This window comes from Desulfobulbus rhabdoformis, assembly GCF_016919065.1.
GTDB lineage: Bacteria > Desulfobacterota > Desulfobulbia > Desulfobulbales > Desulfobulbaceae > Desulfobulbus > Desulfobulbus rhabdoformis.
On record NZ_JAFFQA010000014.1, the window covers coordinates 45173 to 61004 of the forward strand.

Consider the following 15832-nt stretch of genomic DNA (forward strand, 5'->3'; position numbering starts at 1 on the left):
TTTTTGCCTTCAAACCATAAAGCAGGAGAAACAAATGATTGGATGTCTAATTTTTCAATTGAGAGGAAAATAAAATGATCAATCATGCAGTCTTAAAATTACTCGTATTGTGTTGCATTCTGTTTGCAACATCTGTTGAAGCCGGTGAACAGCGACCGTTTCGTGGTGCCGTAAAATTGAGTGTGCTTCTTTGTAAATATAAAGACTCACCTACTCCGCCTAATAACAAGCAATTCTATGAGGATCTACTGATTAAAATAGGTAGTGGTGGGCACGCTGACTACTGGGATGATGTTTCACACGGCTCGATTACACTCAACGGATCGGTCGTAAAGGGTTGGTATACTCTAAATAAAACCATAGCTGAGTCTCAAGCATATGGAGGGGGCGGATCAGCTGACAGGAGAAAGAAACATACGGACTGCGTGGATAAAGCAAAGTCTGAAGGATATACACCACCGGCCGATCATACGGTAGTTGTAATTACAAGCCCTGGCATCGACACCTTTGGTTTCGATGGCGGTGCTTTTTTAGCTGATGATGCAGGCATTGGTGTTATTGCGCATGAAGTCGGTCATGGTATTTCATTACAACATTCTTTTTCCGACGATCCCAATCATTGTAATGCCATATGGGCCTCCAAAGGTGAATATGATAATCAGTGGGACATGATGAGCTATAGTGATGTATGGGCACAAAATCTGGGTAATTTTGGGCGCACAGGGCCTGGGTTAAATGCATATCACCTTGACCGTATGGGTTGGCTGGATAGAAATAGAATTTACCGCTTTGGTGCCAATGGTAATTACGATGAAACAATAACATTGACGGCATTAACCAGACCGGGAGAGAGAGGTTACATTACTGCGCGCATACCCTTTGATACTACGGACCTAAATCACTATTACACCGTAGAATACCGGGTTCCAGAAGGTTGGGATGGAGGTATCCCCGGAGATACCGTCATGATTAATGAGGTAGTTAACAAAAAATTCCGCAAATGTTCTGACAACTCGCTCAGCACGAATTCAGCCTATCGAAGCTATCTCATCCGTAATCATACCGGGAATCGTCTACCAAAAGAATCAATCAATCTAAACGGAGTGCGCATCGATCTCGTTTCAAAAGACGCGAGTACAGGGAAAGCTCAGGTACGAATCAGATCAACACGCCCGGAATATTGCATACAGGGGTATGTATGGCGAGAAGCTCAGCCCGACGACAAAGTATGTGTTACCGTTGCCCGACGCACTGCAGTAAAGCAGGAAAATACAATGGGTCCTTCAAGAAGGCAACCTGGGGGCGGTGCTTATGGTCCGGATACCTGCCGCCAAGGGTATGTATGGCGTGAAAGTAAACCAAATGATCATGTCTGTGTAACACCGGCAAGCCGTACCAAAGTAAAGCAAGAAAATGCCATCGCATGGGAAAAACGAATTGGTGGTGCCACTTATGGGCCAAACACCTGTAAACAGGGCTATGTATGGCGTGAAGCAGACAAACGCGACTGGGTGTGTGTAACACCTGCTCGCCGCAATGAGGTGAAGGAAGAAAATCGTTTAGGGCCTTCCAGAAGACAGCCTGGTGGCGGGGCATGGGGACCAGATACGTGCCGTCAGGGGTATGTATGGCGGAATGCCTTTCCGAACGATCATACCTGTGTTTCCACTACAAGTCGAACCAAAGCCAGAAATGAAAACGAAGTTGCTCACAGCCGTCTTGCGAATAAAGGAGCTTAAAAATGAAATATCTACTCGTTTTATGCCTTCTAGCATTAGCTAATCATGCCGCTTTCGCTCATTGCCCTATAGAAAACCGCATTGCACTGAGGTCTGAAGCAGTCATCCGAAATGATCTACGTCAGCTTGGAATGCAACCCCAGACGATCACAATGAACAAGGATAAAGCGACGGTAAAAGCCACACTCGATGGCAATCCAGTCGTCTTGGAACTTGATCGCATTGGTGATGGTGTAAAATTTGTCTCGGGTAATGCGACAGTAAAATCATTTTTAAAAAACAAGTTACCACGGTCCTTGAAAATTGGGAGAGCAGCGTTGTTAAGGCCTATCACTCCCATGAAAACTGTGCCTGTCGCTCCTGCGATTAGAAGACCTGTTTTGAATTAACCAATTTGCAGACGAGAGGGAGTAACTAAAAAAAAACCGTAAATAGCGTAGCGAAGGAGTTCACGGCGAAGGTGGTATCAAAAGAGTTCCCGGATAACATCATTCATTTTACTGGAACATGGAAGAGCTAATAATCACATACACCTGGACCGAAAAAAGCGTCGCTCGTTTCTCGCTTTATTTCTTTCAAGCCTGTGATGTGAAACGTTCTTGGAGACTTCCTCGCCGTGAACCGTGGAACTGACTTCACGATAAAGCGTCAAAAGAAAAGATCATGCCACTTGGAGAAATAGCAGGGGAGCTAGTAGGAGGAACACTTCGTTTCATAGGGCGTTTTTTTGCTGAAATATTCCTTAGAATTGCCATAAAAGGTCTTGGTTATTTAGTTTGTAGAGCTTTTTCAAAGTCGATTGATCCAGATGGGGTTTTAGTTTTTGTAGTAGGAATTCTTGCATGGGCTGTAATCATATTCTGTCTTTCCGTAGGCTATGACTGAGTTCAAGAGTGCTTGGCAGCAGATTCTTGTTTCGATTCCGGCGGTCAATTCAATTATGATAATAATGAGTGCATTTTTAAACAGTAGAAGCGAGATCAGATACTATTCCTGCTTTCATCTCACGGCACGCTTAACAAACGCGTAAACTCGGATCGCACGTGATCTGTGCCACTTCGTCGCCATGAAAGAAGGAAAGGCATGAGTTATTGCGGATCCGTGCCATGAAAACATCTCGTAGTACTGGTGAACAACCGCTACCTCGCCCTTCAGAACCATAGAATGACAAATCCTGATCCACTGATGTGGTTGGTTGGAAGGAGACAAAACCATGGAGCCCATGGCCCCTTGGTGATTACCCCTTGATCGGTTACGCTGAAATACATCAAATACAAAAAATGGAATCCTATCTAGTAAAAATATCCGCCTTTTTTCTTCTCTTTTATATAGCAGGCTGTTCTGCGGTACAACCAGGTTCTGGGAGTAATTGGATTGGTTATACTGAGACTGGCCAAGCATCCTATTACGCGGATAAACAACAAAATAGAAGAACAGCTAATGGATCCATCTATAAACACAAACTCAAAACAGCTGCACACAAAGACCTGCCGTTCGGTTTAAAAGTAAAAGTAACAAATCTCAAAAACGGCAAAAGTGTCATTGTTATGATTAATGACCGCGGCCCATATATTGAGGGACGAATTATTGATCTTTCAAAAAGTGCGTTTAGGAGTATAGGGAGTATCTCATCAGGGTTAATTATTGTAAAAATTGAAGTAGTAGATAGAGCACGTGACAAACATGTGTATTCCAGAGCATCCGGCCAGTCAGTCCAGTCGAAGCCGGTCACTGATTCCATTTGATCCCGGCCACCTGTTCCAGTGGTCTCGGCCGGGTGATCGGAGCGAAGCGACGCGGTTGTTATTCCATTACCTCGTTATCGCCATTCAGGTCAAGTTTGCCTTCTTTTTTCTCATTGATTCTCCTTTCAGTTGTATTTTGTGAGCAGTGTGGACCACCGGTCCAGGATGGCGTCTGCCACGGTCGGATCGCCAATTTGTTCATGCCAGTGGTCCACAGGGAGCTGGCTGGTGACAAGGGTGGATTCAAGCCATGACGATCTTCAAGTATCTCTAATAGGTCATGTCGCTGCTCCTGGACCAGCTGTGTTAAGCCATAGTCATCAAGTACCAGCAGATCGGCTTTAGCAAAGGCTTTCAGGAGCTTTAGGTATCGGCCATCACCTTTGGCCAGGTCAATTCATGTTTATTCCTTCATTAATAAAGCTTTTAATTTGATAGCAGGCCCATAGGTGTTATTCCTTTTAAGAATTGATTCTAAAATTTCCACCGCTTCGAAATGACGATCTTTTTGCGCAATCATTTCAGAATATTCTAAGGCAATTTTATCGTTTTTAGGATTCAATAAAAAAGCCTGCTCTAAATGGTGTTCTGCTTTGTCTGATTTATCAAAATTACGATAAAGAAGTGAAAGTTTGTGATGAGTTTTAAAATGCTCACCAAGTTCGAGGGATTTTAGATAATAAGTTTCTGCTTCTTCCCAATTACCTTTCTTAACACTATCTTCCCCTAGGCAATAATAGTAGTAGCTGTCTTCGGCCATTGCATAACTCTAATCTTTAAGATTCTTTTTTGTGTGTTTTATCAGACGATTGAGGTCTTGTTTTACATCTTTAGGAACCTGAGAAGGTTTTAGAAGCTCTTTACCTTCATGTGTTTTTACCCAGCCACCTTTTCCATTTAATTTTGCTATTTCATCTTTGCCCTTGTAAACATGTACGTGGAAGCCACCTTCACCTGGGGCAACTTTATTTGTGTCTATTCTATAATTATATTTGATGTTTCTGAATAAACCAGTGACTCCTTTAGCTGACTTGACAATTTTTGGTAATTTAAACGCCAAATTAGCTACCGAAAGCCCGCCAGCAACCATTGTTGCATTATCAGCATGATCAAGGAACCCTTTGCTATTAGGCACATCGGTTGATTGCGGCATCATTGCATCAAGTGCAAAGGCTCCTATCGCAAGCGCAGCAACTACTGCAAACTCCCCGTCCGGATCAACATATTTGTACGGATTATTGAGGCCATAGGCATAGCGATTCAGTCGCTGAGGATTATCAAGAATCTTCTGATTTGTTTTGCTGGTGAATGCATCAACGGGCCGGACCGGGTCTGGGGTAAGAAACCGCCCAGAAAGGTCATCATAATAGCGCGCGCCGAAATAGGAGAGATCGGTTTCCTTGTCTTTTTCCTTACCAGCGAACTTTCTTGTATTCTCCCTGCGCATTGTCGAGGTTTGATACTCGGTGCCAAAAGGATAATATGTGACCTCCCACACCTTTCGGCCAGCGGAATCCCACATGGCAACAGGCGTCCCGACATTATTCGTATCGTAATAAAGGACTTCGGCCGCTAGGGGCAGCGATGTGAAGGACAGCAAAACCACAAGCGCGACAATTTTTATTATCCAGTCTTTCATAAAATCGGTTCTCATTGTAAGGGTGTCTCTGCAATTTCTAGCTCATCTTAGAAGCAATAATTCGTAAATGGGGACCAACTTCTTCGGTAATGCTGAGTTCTTCGTTGATGTTGACGAGCTATCAGCATGGTCACCGACAGAATTTGCATCAGCTTCAAATAACTTGTCGTTATCCGAATCGAACTCCACAATCCCTGATGATGCATCTCCCTTAACGTCTTACTTCATGGTTGCCCCCCCTAAAAGTACGCCTGCGTTAATGGCGGTAGAAACTACGCTGCCTGTCGCCGCTGCTGGCGAAACAGCTTTACCAACTCGCGCCACCAAAATATTGTTGAGGTAGACGTAATCATATAGATTCTTCCCAGCCCCCGTCATCTCGGAAAGTATATTACCACCGGTATCGTAATAGTAGTGGGTGATTTGGTTATCGGCATTTTTCCGAACGCGGTTGTTAAACGCATCGTAGCCATACCTCCCAAGCAGCGAAGTGTTTTCTTTGGCTAATATTTGGTTGTTGAAAGGGTCGTAAGTGAGACTGAGATTACCGATACGGGCAACGTTACCACCATTGTGTTTAACAGGAGTGCTGTTTTCCTTGATCAAACGGTTACTATTGGCATCGAAGGTGTAAGTAGTGGCTGAAGTCCCGACTCTGAACTTAGTCATATTATCCATGGAATCGTAAGTGTACGCCCCCTCCCCCCAAGGACCGCGAAAAACTCTGAGACGATTGAGGGCATCGTAGGTGAAACTCTGGCTGGCCCCAGCCTGCCAATATTGAGTCAAATTTCCTCTTTCGTCATACCCGAACCTGAGGCGATATTGAGGGGGGCCACAATTCAAGATATTTCGGCGTCTGTCCCAATTGTAAGTGAGCGTTTGCCCGTTTGTTCGCGTGTAATCTTTCAAAAGCCCAATTCTAGGCGCAGTGGTATGATAATGGATGTTGCCCACCCAACCGCCAAACCCTGAAATTCGAGTCACTTGATTAAGGGCGTTATAAGCGTAATTGACGATGGTGCCTGAAGGATAGGTAATCCGGGTAAGATTGTCATTGCCGTCATAATGATAGGCTACCTTTTTTGTCACACCGTGAATGTTTGACGAAACTCCGAGTACTCTGTCGGCGGCGTCATAGGAATACGTGATGGTAACGTTGGGCGATGAGGCCTTTAAGATGTTATTGTTGCGATCATAGGTGAAATTCTGGTAATAAGGTCCGGATCGTCTTGAGGTTAGTCGAGAGAGTGCATCATAGGCGTAGTTAACGGTCTTGCCACTTTCTATTTTTTGCTTAAGATTGCCGAGGTTATCTCGAGCCGTGTAGGATGTTGTCCCGCTTTCTGGATGAAACTCACTTGTAAGGAAATTTTTAGAATCATACCTAAATATCCTTTTTAATTTATCTTTTCGTATAGCGACGATACTTCCTAAAACATTATAATCATAATATGTGTATTTTTTTTGAGCATCTTGAACAGAGATAAGGAATTTTTCATCTGGATTTGCAAAAAAGCTATATTTAAAAAATGATGATCTTCCAGACTCATCAATAATTGAAAAATTTGAATCGTCTGTATATTGATACGTTACTTCATTGTTATCTTTATGAGCTATTCTTGAAATCCTTCCGAGGCTATCGAAATATATATCATCACCAATATTTGATATACTGTAATCGACCTGTCCGTTTGCCCTGTAAATATTTTTTGTTTCTACTCCAAGTGAGTTGGTTTTTTTCCAGGATCGCCCCAGACCATCATAATGGGTTGATTCTGAAAAGCCACCCCTCTTTTGCACTTTCTCTGTCAAGAACCCATTAGTCAGTTTATAGGTAATTGTTGTCGGTTTTCCTATGGGGGGAGTAATCTTGACAAGCCTCATATTATCATCATAATCATAGTGGGTAGTGAATCCCCTCCCATTCGTTTCACTTTTCACGGTTCCATCCCAATTAATATCTCTAGTAACGGCATAAAGACCGTTATCAATTTTATTAACTGATCCATTAGACCAATTATAATTGGTCACTTTATTATTAGCATTCGTAATACTCGCAATATTTGAATTTTGATCATATGTATATGATGTCTTCACACCATATTTAATGATCTGCCGCAACTTACCAATAAATTCGCCACTATCATAGTAAAAATATTTTATTGAAAAATTTCTAGGTGTATCATCACCTCCTTTGATGGTTAAATTTTCAACAAACCCTTTCACCATGTTATCTGTAATATTTTTCCAAAATGTTCGGGTGATCGTCCTGGTAGCCAATCCTGACTCTTCTATTTTTCCAACATTTCCATATTCATCAAAATCACTAAAATTTTTAGTATAGACAGTGCCATTCTTCGTCACCACTTCTTCCAATAAAACAGGAACAAACACATCATCATCGCCACATGTTGACTGAACGATATATCTATATGTTGATATTTTTTCAGGTAATTTTGACCAAGTGTATTCAGTTGTCTCTTCAAACCCGTTATCATTTACTATCTTTGCCTGCTGGAGACCATATTTGTAGCACTCTCCACTTTTAGAACTTTTAAATCCAAAATATCTATATTCTTCAGTTCTATTATCAGAATCTGTAATTATTGTATAATCATACTCCCCGCTTTCATAATTATATTCATATTCCCATGAAAACACATGATCATTATCAGTAACTGTTTTATTAGTGAGACTAATCTGACCTTTAGCTGTACAAAAATCTACTCTCTTATACACCCAATGGAACGTATAATCGCACACACCTCCATAAGGAGTTGTAACAGTTTTTATAATATATTTTGGAGATGTAGTATATTCATACTCCCACTTCTCTCCTGTGGGATAGCTAACCGTTTCAAGCCCTATATTATTACTGGTATATGTATATGAAATAAATTTTTTATCAAAATCACCCCATGATATAGAAGAAATTCTATACGTATTGGGAAAATATTCAAAATTTACACATTTTTCTTCTCCTGAATTTCTATAAATCACTTGGTCAAGTTTATGCGATCTTGGAAGGTATGTAATTTCAATTACATTTCCTCCTTTTTCTATTTTCGTTGCATAATACCAACCCGACCCACTACTTTTTTCAAAAATAAATTTTGTTCCATCGGTTAATGTTAATGTTCTGTTGCTACCAGAAGAAAGACATACTCTCCAAAAATCTTTAGTAATGTAATCATAGCTAGAGCCACCTTCCATTTTATACGCGACACTTTTGGTTCCGTCCGGCAGAGCAACCTCTACCCTGGAATTTTTTACATGAAGGCTCCCAAACGTAATATCCCAACCTTTACCCAGCGACGATTGAAAACCAGGCGTATAACTTGTTATCCTATCGGTATTATACGTTCTAAATATTTTAAGATCTAACCCACCGTCACCAGGCAAAACTAAATCCTCATGAGTGAGAACTACACTACCATTGAAAAGATCTATTTTTTCATTCTGCGCATGAACTGGTTATCGAAAAGTGATTTGACCTGAACCAATCACACTTTTATCTTCATCATCCGCCGCAAAAGAGGTAGTTATTGCAGTAAATATTAATAATAAAATTACAATAAATTTATTTACACCTGATACTAAGCACTCATTCATAAAACCACCTATCTTTATTTAATAACTCAATATTAAAAATTAACACATAGCACACATGTATCCTAAAAAGGATAAAATATATAGTATTAAAATTACGATCAAACATACAGTTTAACAATAGTTAATCTCCTCACAAGCGCTTCTTATGAAAGAAGAATACAATATTCCTTTGCAGTAAAAATTATTTTTTATAAAAAATTTACTGCAAGCATACAACATAGACACACATATTACCAAATATTATAATAAATACTACCGCACACGCTGAAAAATATACAGTATAGTTATAATAACTAACCAATATCATTCAACATACACAACAAAATTACACCATATCATCTAAAGCAATAACAGAGAACAACACTTTTCTAGATAAATAATTTTAAAAAATCAAAACAAACAATTAAAAATATCTCTTAAAGAAGATATTAATAAACGAAAAAATGTACAGAGAATACACATGACGTTGTTTATGTAGATTTTATTTAACGTTTTTTACCGTTAGGTATAGTTACCTAATGGCACGATATTGATATATATTTTTTCAACATTACAAAACAGGTTACAACACTGATGTCAATACAATAAAATTGTATATTATCTTTCATATCCTGAAGACGTTGAAAACAGTGGCGTCTAAAATTTTTTTTTAAAATCTCGCCTCTGTTAACTGGCAATGCGCTTTTTTTCTTAAGAGGATATAATCTGCCCATTATCGATGTAACACTGGTTCATCCGATGTTTATGGCAAACTGCTTGCGCGATACTCCATGCAGACGGCTGCATGGGGGACGAAGACTCTTTGTATAGTAGCCAGCCTTTAAATCCCATAACTATCGGATTCCCCCCGTTTACTCGTTCCTATCCCACTGATGTGGTTAGTCCGAAGGAGCCAATCCATGGAGAAAATTACTTGTCCCCTCAAGAAAGGCGATAAAGGTTCGGCTATAGTCAATCTTCAGGATGCCTTACTCGTTATGCTTGATCGGAAGGTAATTACACCGATCAGCTCACGTATACTTCTTGTTTGGAAAACCGGGTTGGCATCCGAGCGATCAAGCCAGACCTACGGGACTGCTACCTTCTCGATAGTGAAGAAATTCCAAGAAGATCACTCCCTGAAACCAGATGGTGTTATTGGCCAGCAAACGATGGTTGCCATAAATAGGCTACTGGATAAATGGGGGCTGCTTGAACAGAACACTGAACCCGAGTCCTCACCATACAAGGTACAGGGCCATGTTAAACAGGCGGATGGTCGTCGTTACGTTGGAGGTTTGGTGCGCGTATTTGATAAGGATTTGCGCCATGAGCAGTTACTGGGTAAAGGCCGTACCGACCGTCAAGGGTTCTACGTAATTGGTTATACCAAGGATCAATTCAGCCGAGCTGAAAAACATCAGGCTGATCTATTGGTGCGGGTTTATTCGGCTGGAGGAAGTTTGTTGGCGGAATCTGACATTATGTTTAATGCACAAACGGAAGCAATTGTTGATCTGGTGATAAACAGTGTGGAGCCGGAAGGATTTGAACACGCACGTCTTCTGGCTGAAATATCACCGTTATTGGAGGGGGTACCTCTAGAGCAACTAACACCTGAAGATATTGCTTTTCTAAGCGGCGAAACCGGCCTGGATAGTGTTCTTATCGCTGATCTGGTTGCCGCCGCAAAGCTGGAGGGATAAGGAACACGCACAGACACGTAGCGTGTCCAATTCAGCCAACGTAAAAAATACTCTCGGCTGCATGCTCACGGATTCATGAAAATATCCAGAAGACAGCTGATCTAGCTTGTGGCAGCTCCAAATATAATTCGCACGATTCAAGGAGGAGTTATGGCACCAGAAGCAAAAGGAGTAAACAGACCGTATGTAGAAAGCAATTTGTCCGATGTCTTTACAGCAGCTGATTTGTCCAACAAGGCCTGGGTCCGTGAGGATACGGCGATCCTGGTATTCCACGGGGTCGGTAACCAGAATCCTCTCGAGACCTTGGACACTTTTGCCCGTGGACTTTTGAAAGCCTTTGGCAAGTATGGCGGCCATGATCAGGAGTCCTTGACTCTCAGTCATCACCTTGCCAAAAAATCGACCGACAGCAACTCTGTCTGGTTTGACAACTTTATCCGGATCACCTGCAACTCAACCAAGACTCACCTGGATATTTACGAGTACTATTGGGCCAATTACGCCCAAGACCGGGTAAGCATAACCGACATGCAGGACTGGGTTGAGTCGGTTGCCAAAGGGGCCAGTGATTTCTATGAGCAAAAGAATTTTATTGAGCGCCATGGAGATCAGAGCTTTTTTACCAAGAATGGCCAATTTCAAAAGAACCGTTATAAATGGACGTTGAAAATCGCATTAATCGCCATTCCCCTCCTCACCAAAACAACGGAAGCTTGCCTCAATCTGCTGCGGAGAATCCCTTTGATAGGCCCATTCGCCTATTCCGGTTACCAGAGACTACAAAAAACATTTTTCAGTCTGCTGACGAATATTGCCGGAGATGTCGTCGCCTATAATGTTACCGACGTCAAAAAAGAGCTCTATCAGGTGCGCAGACGCATTCTGCTCGGGGCGGTCAAGGCGCTTAAATACTTGATTGAGCCCAGACTCGACTCCGTGACTAACCAAAAAAAACTACCATACGGAAAGGTGGTTATCGCCGCCCACTCCCTTGGCAGTCAGGTCTCCTTCGATGCAATCAATAGACTGAGTCACCTCATCGCTCATGGTGAAGTCGAAGGTGTAGACATTGACGGGCATCTCCAGTCATCCCAGGGCGATAAAATTCATATATCTGAACTACTGTCGGGTTATGCTACCTTTGGCTGCCCCCTGGACAAGATCGCCTTTTTCTTCCGCGAAAGAACGCAAAAAAAGGCTTTTTTGAAGCGTCAGATGATTGAACATTTTCACTGTTTCAAAGAAAAAGACTGGCAAGCCACTTTAGGCCCGGCAGAATTCAAGCTTAACTCCACCCTGCCCCGATATTTCCAGGATATTTCCTGGCGGAATTACTACGACACAAACGATGCTGTCAGTGGGCACCTAGATTACTATAACAATGTTGTGAACCTGAATTGTTGTTTCATTAAAAGGGATTGCAATGAAAGAAAAAGATTTTTATCGAACCTCTATCCCTTTACCCATAGTCGCTATTGGGACCACCCGGAGCTGTTTGGAGATATTATTGCAAATCTCCTTCTCAAATAGGGATACCCCCAAACAATGCACCGTATAAACCAGTGATCATTCTATTCACGGCGACTCCGTCGCCGTGAATAGATAATGCTGACTTTGTCTTCTCGATTATTAACATTTCCATTGAAGTGCAGAACCTCGGCGCATAGGGCGCGGCATAACGTTTCTGAGATCATTTGGACCCAGTTCAATGTTGACCAGCATCTCCACCTTTTCACCATTAACCAAGCAACAGTTAATCGATTTTGCCCATTTCCTTCATTACATGAAGCATCTTCCTGGAATACTGCAAGAGTTTTCCGTTAATCATCCTCAAGTGCAGGTTGATGTATTCTGTGAAGATATCCCGCACGTTACAGGAAAGCTCAACGCTCTTTACACCACCTAAAAATTCCGGAGCTGGTCAACTCCGCGATTAGCCAACTCGGAGGTATCAATGAAGGCAATAGTTTTTGATCATCCTGGAGAACCAGAGAACGTTTTGGTATTCCGAAACATATCACCTCCCACTCCAACCGCAGAGCAAGTACTCATTAGGGTATCTGCCAGACCAATTCAACCAGCTGACTTTCTCTTTATTCAGGGGCGTTACAGAATACAGCCGGAGTTTCCACAGGCTGCGGGGCTTGAGGGAGTTGGTACGATCATTTCCTGCGGGGCAGGGGTTTCATCATTGGAGGTAGGTGATCGGGTTGCTTTCCGCAGCAAAGGTACTTGGGCAGAATGTGCGATTGCTCCAACTTCCAGAGTTTATCCGGTTCCTCCGGAAATACCTGATAGCGTTGCTTGTCAATTTTCTCTAAACCCGCTTACAGCCTGGGGTTTGTTGGACGAATGTAATCTGAAAGTTTCTTCTCGTATTCTCGCTACTGCGGGACGCTCAGTTGTTGCACGTCTTTTAGCTCATCTTGCAAAGCAAAGAGGTTTGACGCCCACCTTGCTCGTCCGCGATAAAGGTCGCTATTCAGCGCTCAATGAGAGCTATCAAGTTATTGCTAATGGGGCTAACGTAGCCCAAACACTGGAAAAGGTCGTTAACCACCACGGGGAATTCCATGCTGCTCTAGACCCGGTTGGCGGTAGCGATATCGTGGCTTTGATAAATGCCTTGGCGCCTAAATCTCGTCTGATTTCCTACGGCATACTCGACGATACAGACATTACGCTTAAAGCTTCCCAGATTCTATTCAGAAGTGTGACGTGGCAAGGCTTTGGAATTGATGGATGGCTTGATAGCCTTTCGAAAGAAAAATTATCCATAGCGCAAGAGCAGCTCTGGAATTTACTTTCAGCTTCTCCAGAACTGTTGCCCGTCGCTGATTCTTTCGGCTTAAATGATATACAGCAAGCTATTGTCTCTGCTAAAAAACCTGCACAATCAGGGAAGGCTCTTTTTGTTGACTAACACGGCGTTATTAAGCGAGGAGATTGACCATGAAGACTTTCCTACAAAAACCGAAAGCTGCTCAGCAGACTAATTCTCTCAAATCTGCGCCACCTGTCCGGACACACTTCGGGCATAACCATGCAGTGAATTCTATCCTCCATCTCCAGCGCACGATCGGAAATCAAGCTGTACAGCTGCTGTTGCAAAGACACGCTGATGAACGCAACACTGTACTGACCGGTACAAAATCAATTGGTATTGGACACGTTTTTAGTCGGATGCCCGTTTCAGCAGGACAGATACACCCGAAATTGGCCATCAACACCCCTGGGGACGAATACGAACAAGAAGCAGATCGTGTCGCTGATCAGGTGATAAGAATGTCCAAACCTGAGTTCCAGTGCGTTTCCGCGCCATCAGAGGTCAGTCGCAAGTATGCATCATGCGAAGAAGAGGAAAAAAAGGAGCTGCAAACGAAAAGGTTGTGTGGCGGAGGCTCGGCCTTGGGTGAGGCACCACCTATCGTCTATGAAGCCCTGCGGAAGCCCGGTCGGCCGCTGGATTCCAGTACTCGTACGTTTATGGAGCAACGATTCGGCCATGATTTCAGCAAAGTACAGATCCATGATGATTTCGATGCTGGTCAGGCCAGCCTATCGGTACGAGCGCGCGCCTTTACGGTCGGACCGCACGTCATGTTTGCCCCCGGAGAATATCGTCCGCAAACAGAGACTACGCGTCGGTTAATTGCCCATGAGCTGACGCACGTGGTGCAGCAGGCGAATACTCAACGGGCCATTGTGCAGAGACAACCACTGGACTGCGATCCTATCAAGAGACAAGGGTACCCACTTATCTACGACAGTTGGGGCGCTCCTCCTCGACCATCGATTGCAGACGTTGGTGATGCGCAGATCAAACTCAATCGCTTCCTTCGAGGATTCGCTGCGGAGCGAGCGAGCGCTCCTACGACTCGAGCGCAGCAAAAAATGGATTCAAACTACGCACTACTGAAGGCCAATCCGCCAAAAAATCCGAAGGAAGTGGGAGACATGCTGGACGTAGACTGCAAGTTTGGTCGAAGCACGACATATGCCACTCTCATCTTTCAGGCTGCGAGATTTCCCTATTCCACCGAGACAACGACTGCCACGCCATCTGACAGCAAGTGGGATGGAAAGATTGGAGAACGCACGTGGATTCGACTGGATGCAGAAGACGGTGGAAGTGTTGTTCCGCCAATAACAATACCACCGTTCTCCCGGCCATGCTACAGCGTGATGGGAGCAAGGGAGGTGGGGTACTGGCTGAATTACCCTTTTGGGAAAATGCACACATATATTAACTTCTACAACGGTACAGCAGCCGAGAGATGGCTCGTGGAAGCGGGGCCGGATAAGACGAACACGGTTACAGCCGCAGGAATCGAAAAAAATGCTTGGGAGACGCGCGGTCATGTAAGAGCTAGGATGGAATACTCTCAGCCGTCCTGTGCAGCACTTCCAGCCTGCATCGAATCCGTTGTCCGCAGTTATGATCGCAAGGTCCCCTACCGATGGGACGGACCAAACAGCAATTCATTCATTGAGCAGCTCACTTATAAATGCGGACTGGCGCATGCTTTCATGCCATTTTTCGACGAAGCATGGGACTACTGGCGTAAGCATGCCCGGCCATTTTAGCTGAGTTTCTGAGAAAGGGGACTTGGATCAAAATTTGGTGGCAAACAGAGCCGCAGGATGTGTATTGATAGAAAACAGCAAGATCAGATATGGAATGTTTATTTCTATGAGATCTAAGATGCGAGCACATTACTTACAGCATGTACTATTTGAAGGTTTAGGCAGCATAGAGGCCTGGCTCCAAAATTCTGGGTATGAAATATCATGCACCCAATTCTTCAATTCCGGAGTTCTCCCAGAAATCGAGGATATTGATTTACTTATTGTCATGGGTGGGCCGATGAGCGTCAATGACGAGCAGGGACACCCTTGGTTAGTAGAAGAAAAGGAATACATAAAAACTGCTATCAATGCGGGAAAGCCAGTTCTTGGTATTTGTTTGGGAGCCCAACTCATTTCTAACGCTTTGGGCGGTAGAGTCTTTCCGAATTCAGTGAAAGAAATTGGCTGGTTCCCAGTTGAAGCAGTTGAATCCGATAGCTCTTTCATTTTTCACTTCCCCCAAAAGGCAGAAGTGTTTCACTGGCATGGTGAAACCTTCAGCCTGCCCAAAGATGCTGTTCAAATAGCAAAAAGTAAGGGGTGCGATAATCAAGCCTTTCAAATTGGCCGAAATGTCATCGGATTGCAATTCCACCTGGAAACTACGCCGGTAACTGCGGCAGCAATTGTCGAGAATTGCAGAGATGAACTTATTTGGGGGGAATATATCCAGTCAAAAGAAGAGATTTTGTCCGCTCCCCAAGATCGCTATTCAACAATAAACGGTTTGATGGGCGAAGTTCTTGAATATTTACAATTAAATAAAGGCTAACGAGT

Annotated in this window: 13 protein-coding genes and 1 pseudogene; 10 read left to right on the forward strand and 4 right to left on the reverse strand. The window is 43.3% G+C overall.

Features of this window, described 5'->3' with window-relative positions; all coding sequences use genetic code 11:
• The first annotated feature begins 74 nt into the window (after positions 1 to 74).
• From JWJ90_RS09445 to JWJ90_RS09460, 4 genes are all read left to right on the forward strand, one after another.
• Positions 75 to 1739, forward strand: a complete 1665-nt coding sequence (locus tag JWJ90_RS09445; protein ID WP_205226975.1) for a metallopeptidase domain-containing protein — start codon at positions 75 to 77, stop codon at positions 1737 to 1739.
• Between the two features lie 2 nt (positions 1740 to 1741).
• Entirely contained in the window at positions 1742 to 2128 is a 387-nt protein-coding gene (locus tag JWJ90_RS09450; RefSeq protein ID WP_205226976.1) for a hypothetical protein, read from the forward strand.
• A 274-nt stretch (positions 2129 to 2402) separates the two neighbouring features.
• Positions 2403 to 2624 (forward strand): hypothetical protein, encoded by a 222-nt coding sequence (locus tag JWJ90_RS09455; protein ID WP_205226977.1) that lies wholly within the window; start codon positions 2403 to 2405, stop codon positions 2622 to 2624.
• A gap of 395 nt (positions 2625 to 3019) precedes the next feature.
• Positions 3020 to 3484 carry a septal ring lytic transglycosylase RlpA family protein gene (locus tag JWJ90_RS09460; RefSeq protein ID WP_205227021.1) on the forward strand — a complete coding sequence of 155 codons (465 nt, stop codon included), beginning with the start codon at positions 3020 to 3022 and terminating at the stop codon, positions 3482 to 3484.
• A gap of 84 nt (positions 3485 to 3568) precedes the next feature.
• On the opposite strand, the pseudogene JWJ90_RS09465 reads toward JWJ90_RS09460, so the two are convergent.
• The 4 genes and pseudogenes from JWJ90_RS09465 to JWJ90_RS23725 form a co-directional block, all read right to left on the reverse strand.
• Positions 3569 to 3881 (reverse strand): annotated as a pseudogene (locus JWJ90_RS09465) (ATP-binding protein); the annotation flags it as partial.
• 6 nt (positions 3882 to 3887) lie between these two features.
• The gene (locus JWJ90_RS23930; RefSeq protein ID WP_205227022.1) at positions 3888 to 4244 is read right to left on the reverse strand and encodes a tetratricopeptide repeat protein; all 357 of its coding nucleotides are present in this window, start codon (positions 4242 to 4244) and stop codon (positions 3888 to 3890) included.
• Positions 4245 to 4253: 9 nt separating this feature from the next.
• Positions 4254 to 5123 carry an RHS repeat domain-containing protein gene (locus tag JWJ90_RS09475; protein WP_205226978.1) on the reverse strand — a complete coding sequence of 290 codons (870 nt, stop codon included), beginning with the start codon at positions 5121 to 5123 and terminating at the stop codon, positions 4254 to 4256.
• Between the two features lie 219 nt (positions 5124 to 5342).
• Positions 5343 to 8576, reverse strand: a complete 3234-nt coding sequence (locus JWJ90_RS23725) for an RHS repeat domain-containing protein (RefSeq protein ID WP_338032315.1) — start codon at positions 8574 to 8576, stop codon at positions 5343 to 5345.
• Between the two features lie 1061 nt (positions 8577 to 9637).
• On the opposite strand from JWJ90_RS23725, the gene JWJ90_RS09485 reads away from it, so the two are divergent.
• From JWJ90_RS09485 to JWJ90_RS09510, 6 genes are all read left to right on the forward strand, one after another.
• Positions 9638 to 10423, forward strand: a complete 786-nt coding sequence (locus tag JWJ90_RS09485; protein WP_205226980.1) for a peptidoglycan-binding protein — start codon at positions 9638 to 9640, stop codon at positions 10421 to 10423.
• A gap of 150 nt (positions 10424 to 10573) precedes the next feature.
• Entirely contained in the window at positions 10574 to 11956 is a 1383-nt protein-coding gene (locus JWJ90_RS09490) for a hypothetical protein (RefSeq protein ID WP_205226981.1), read from the forward strand.
• A 178-nt stretch (positions 11957 to 12134) separates the two neighbouring features.
• Complete coding sequence (locus tag JWJ90_RS09495; protein WP_205226982.1) at positions 12135 to 12332, forward strand: hypothetical protein; 198 nt, start codon at positions 12135 to 12137, stop codon at positions 12330 to 12332.
• 48 nt (positions 12333 to 12380) lie between these two features.
• Positions 12381 to 13349: a zinc-dependent alcohol dehydrogenase family protein gene (locus JWJ90_RS09500; protein WP_205226983.1), complete on the forward strand. Its 969-nt coding sequence runs from the start codon at positions 12381 to 12383 to the stop codon at positions 13347 to 13349.
• A gap of 29 nt (positions 13350 to 13378) precedes the next feature.
• Positions 13379 to 15013 carry an eCIS core domain-containing protein gene (locus tag JWJ90_RS09505; protein ID WP_205226984.1) on the forward strand — a complete coding sequence of 545 codons (1635 nt, stop codon included), beginning with the start codon at positions 13379 to 13381 and terminating at the stop codon, positions 15011 to 15013.
• A 118-nt stretch (positions 15014 to 15131) separates the two neighbouring features.
• Positions 15132 to 15827 carry a type 1 glutamine amidotransferase gene (locus tag JWJ90_RS09510; protein WP_205226985.1) on the forward strand — a complete coding sequence of 232 codons (696 nt, stop codon included), beginning with the start codon at positions 15132 to 15134 and terminating at the stop codon, positions 15825 to 15827.
• Positions 15828 to 15832: the final 5 nt, after the last annotated feature.

What these genes read in the sequence shown, in the direction of transcription:
- JWJ90_RS09490 (WP_205226981.1), top strand. Translation starts at nt 10,574, where the DNA reads ATGGCACCAGAAGCAAAAGGAGTAAACAGACCGTATGTAGAAAGCAAT.
- JWJ90_RS09505 (WP_205226984.1), top strand. Translation starts at nt 13,379, where the DNA reads ATGAAGACTTTCCTACAAAAACCGAAAGCTGCTCAGCAGACTAATTCT.
- JWJ90_RS23930 (WP_205227022.1), bottom strand. Translation starts at nt 4,244, where the DNA reads ATGGCCGAAGACAGCTACTACTATTATTGCCTAGGGGAAGATAGTGTT.
- JWJ90_RS09475 (WP_205226978.1), bottom strand. Translation starts at nt 5,123, where the DNA reads ATGAAAGACTGGATAATAAAAATTGTCGCGCTTGTGGTTTTGCTGTCC.
- JWJ90_RS09495 (WP_205226982.1), top strand. Translation starts at nt 12,135, where the DNA reads ATGTTGACCAGCATCTCCACCTTTTCACCATTAACCAAGCAACAGTTA.
- JWJ90_RS09460 (WP_205227021.1), top strand. Translation starts at nt 3,020, where the DNA reads ATGGAATCCTATCTAGTAAAAATATCCGCCTTTTTTCTTCTCTTTTAT.
- JWJ90_RS09450 (WP_205226976.1), top strand. Translation starts at nt 1,742, where the DNA reads ATGAAATATCTACTCGTTTTATGCCTTCTAGCATTAGCTAATCATGCC.
- JWJ90_RS09445 (WP_205226975.1), top strand. Translation starts at nt 75, where the DNA reads ATGATCAATCATGCAGTCTTAAAATTACTCGTATTGTGTTGCATTCTG.
- JWJ90_RS09510 (WP_205226985.1), top strand. Translation starts at nt 15,132, where the DNA reads ATGCGAGCACATTACTTACAGCATGTACTATTTGAAGGTTTAGGCAGC.
- JWJ90_RS09485 (WP_205226980.1), top strand. Translation starts at nt 9,638, where the DNA reads ATGGAGAAAATTACTTGTCCCCTCAAGAAAGGCGATAAAGGTTCGGCT.
- JWJ90_RS09455 (WP_205226977.1), top strand. Translation starts at nt 2,403, where the DNA reads ATGCCACTTGGAGAAATAGCAGGGGAGCTAGTAGGAGGAACACTTCGT.
- JWJ90_RS09500 (WP_205226983.1), top strand. Translation starts at nt 12,381, where the DNA reads ATGAAGGCAATAGTTTTTGATCATCCTGGAGAACCAGAGAACGTTTTG.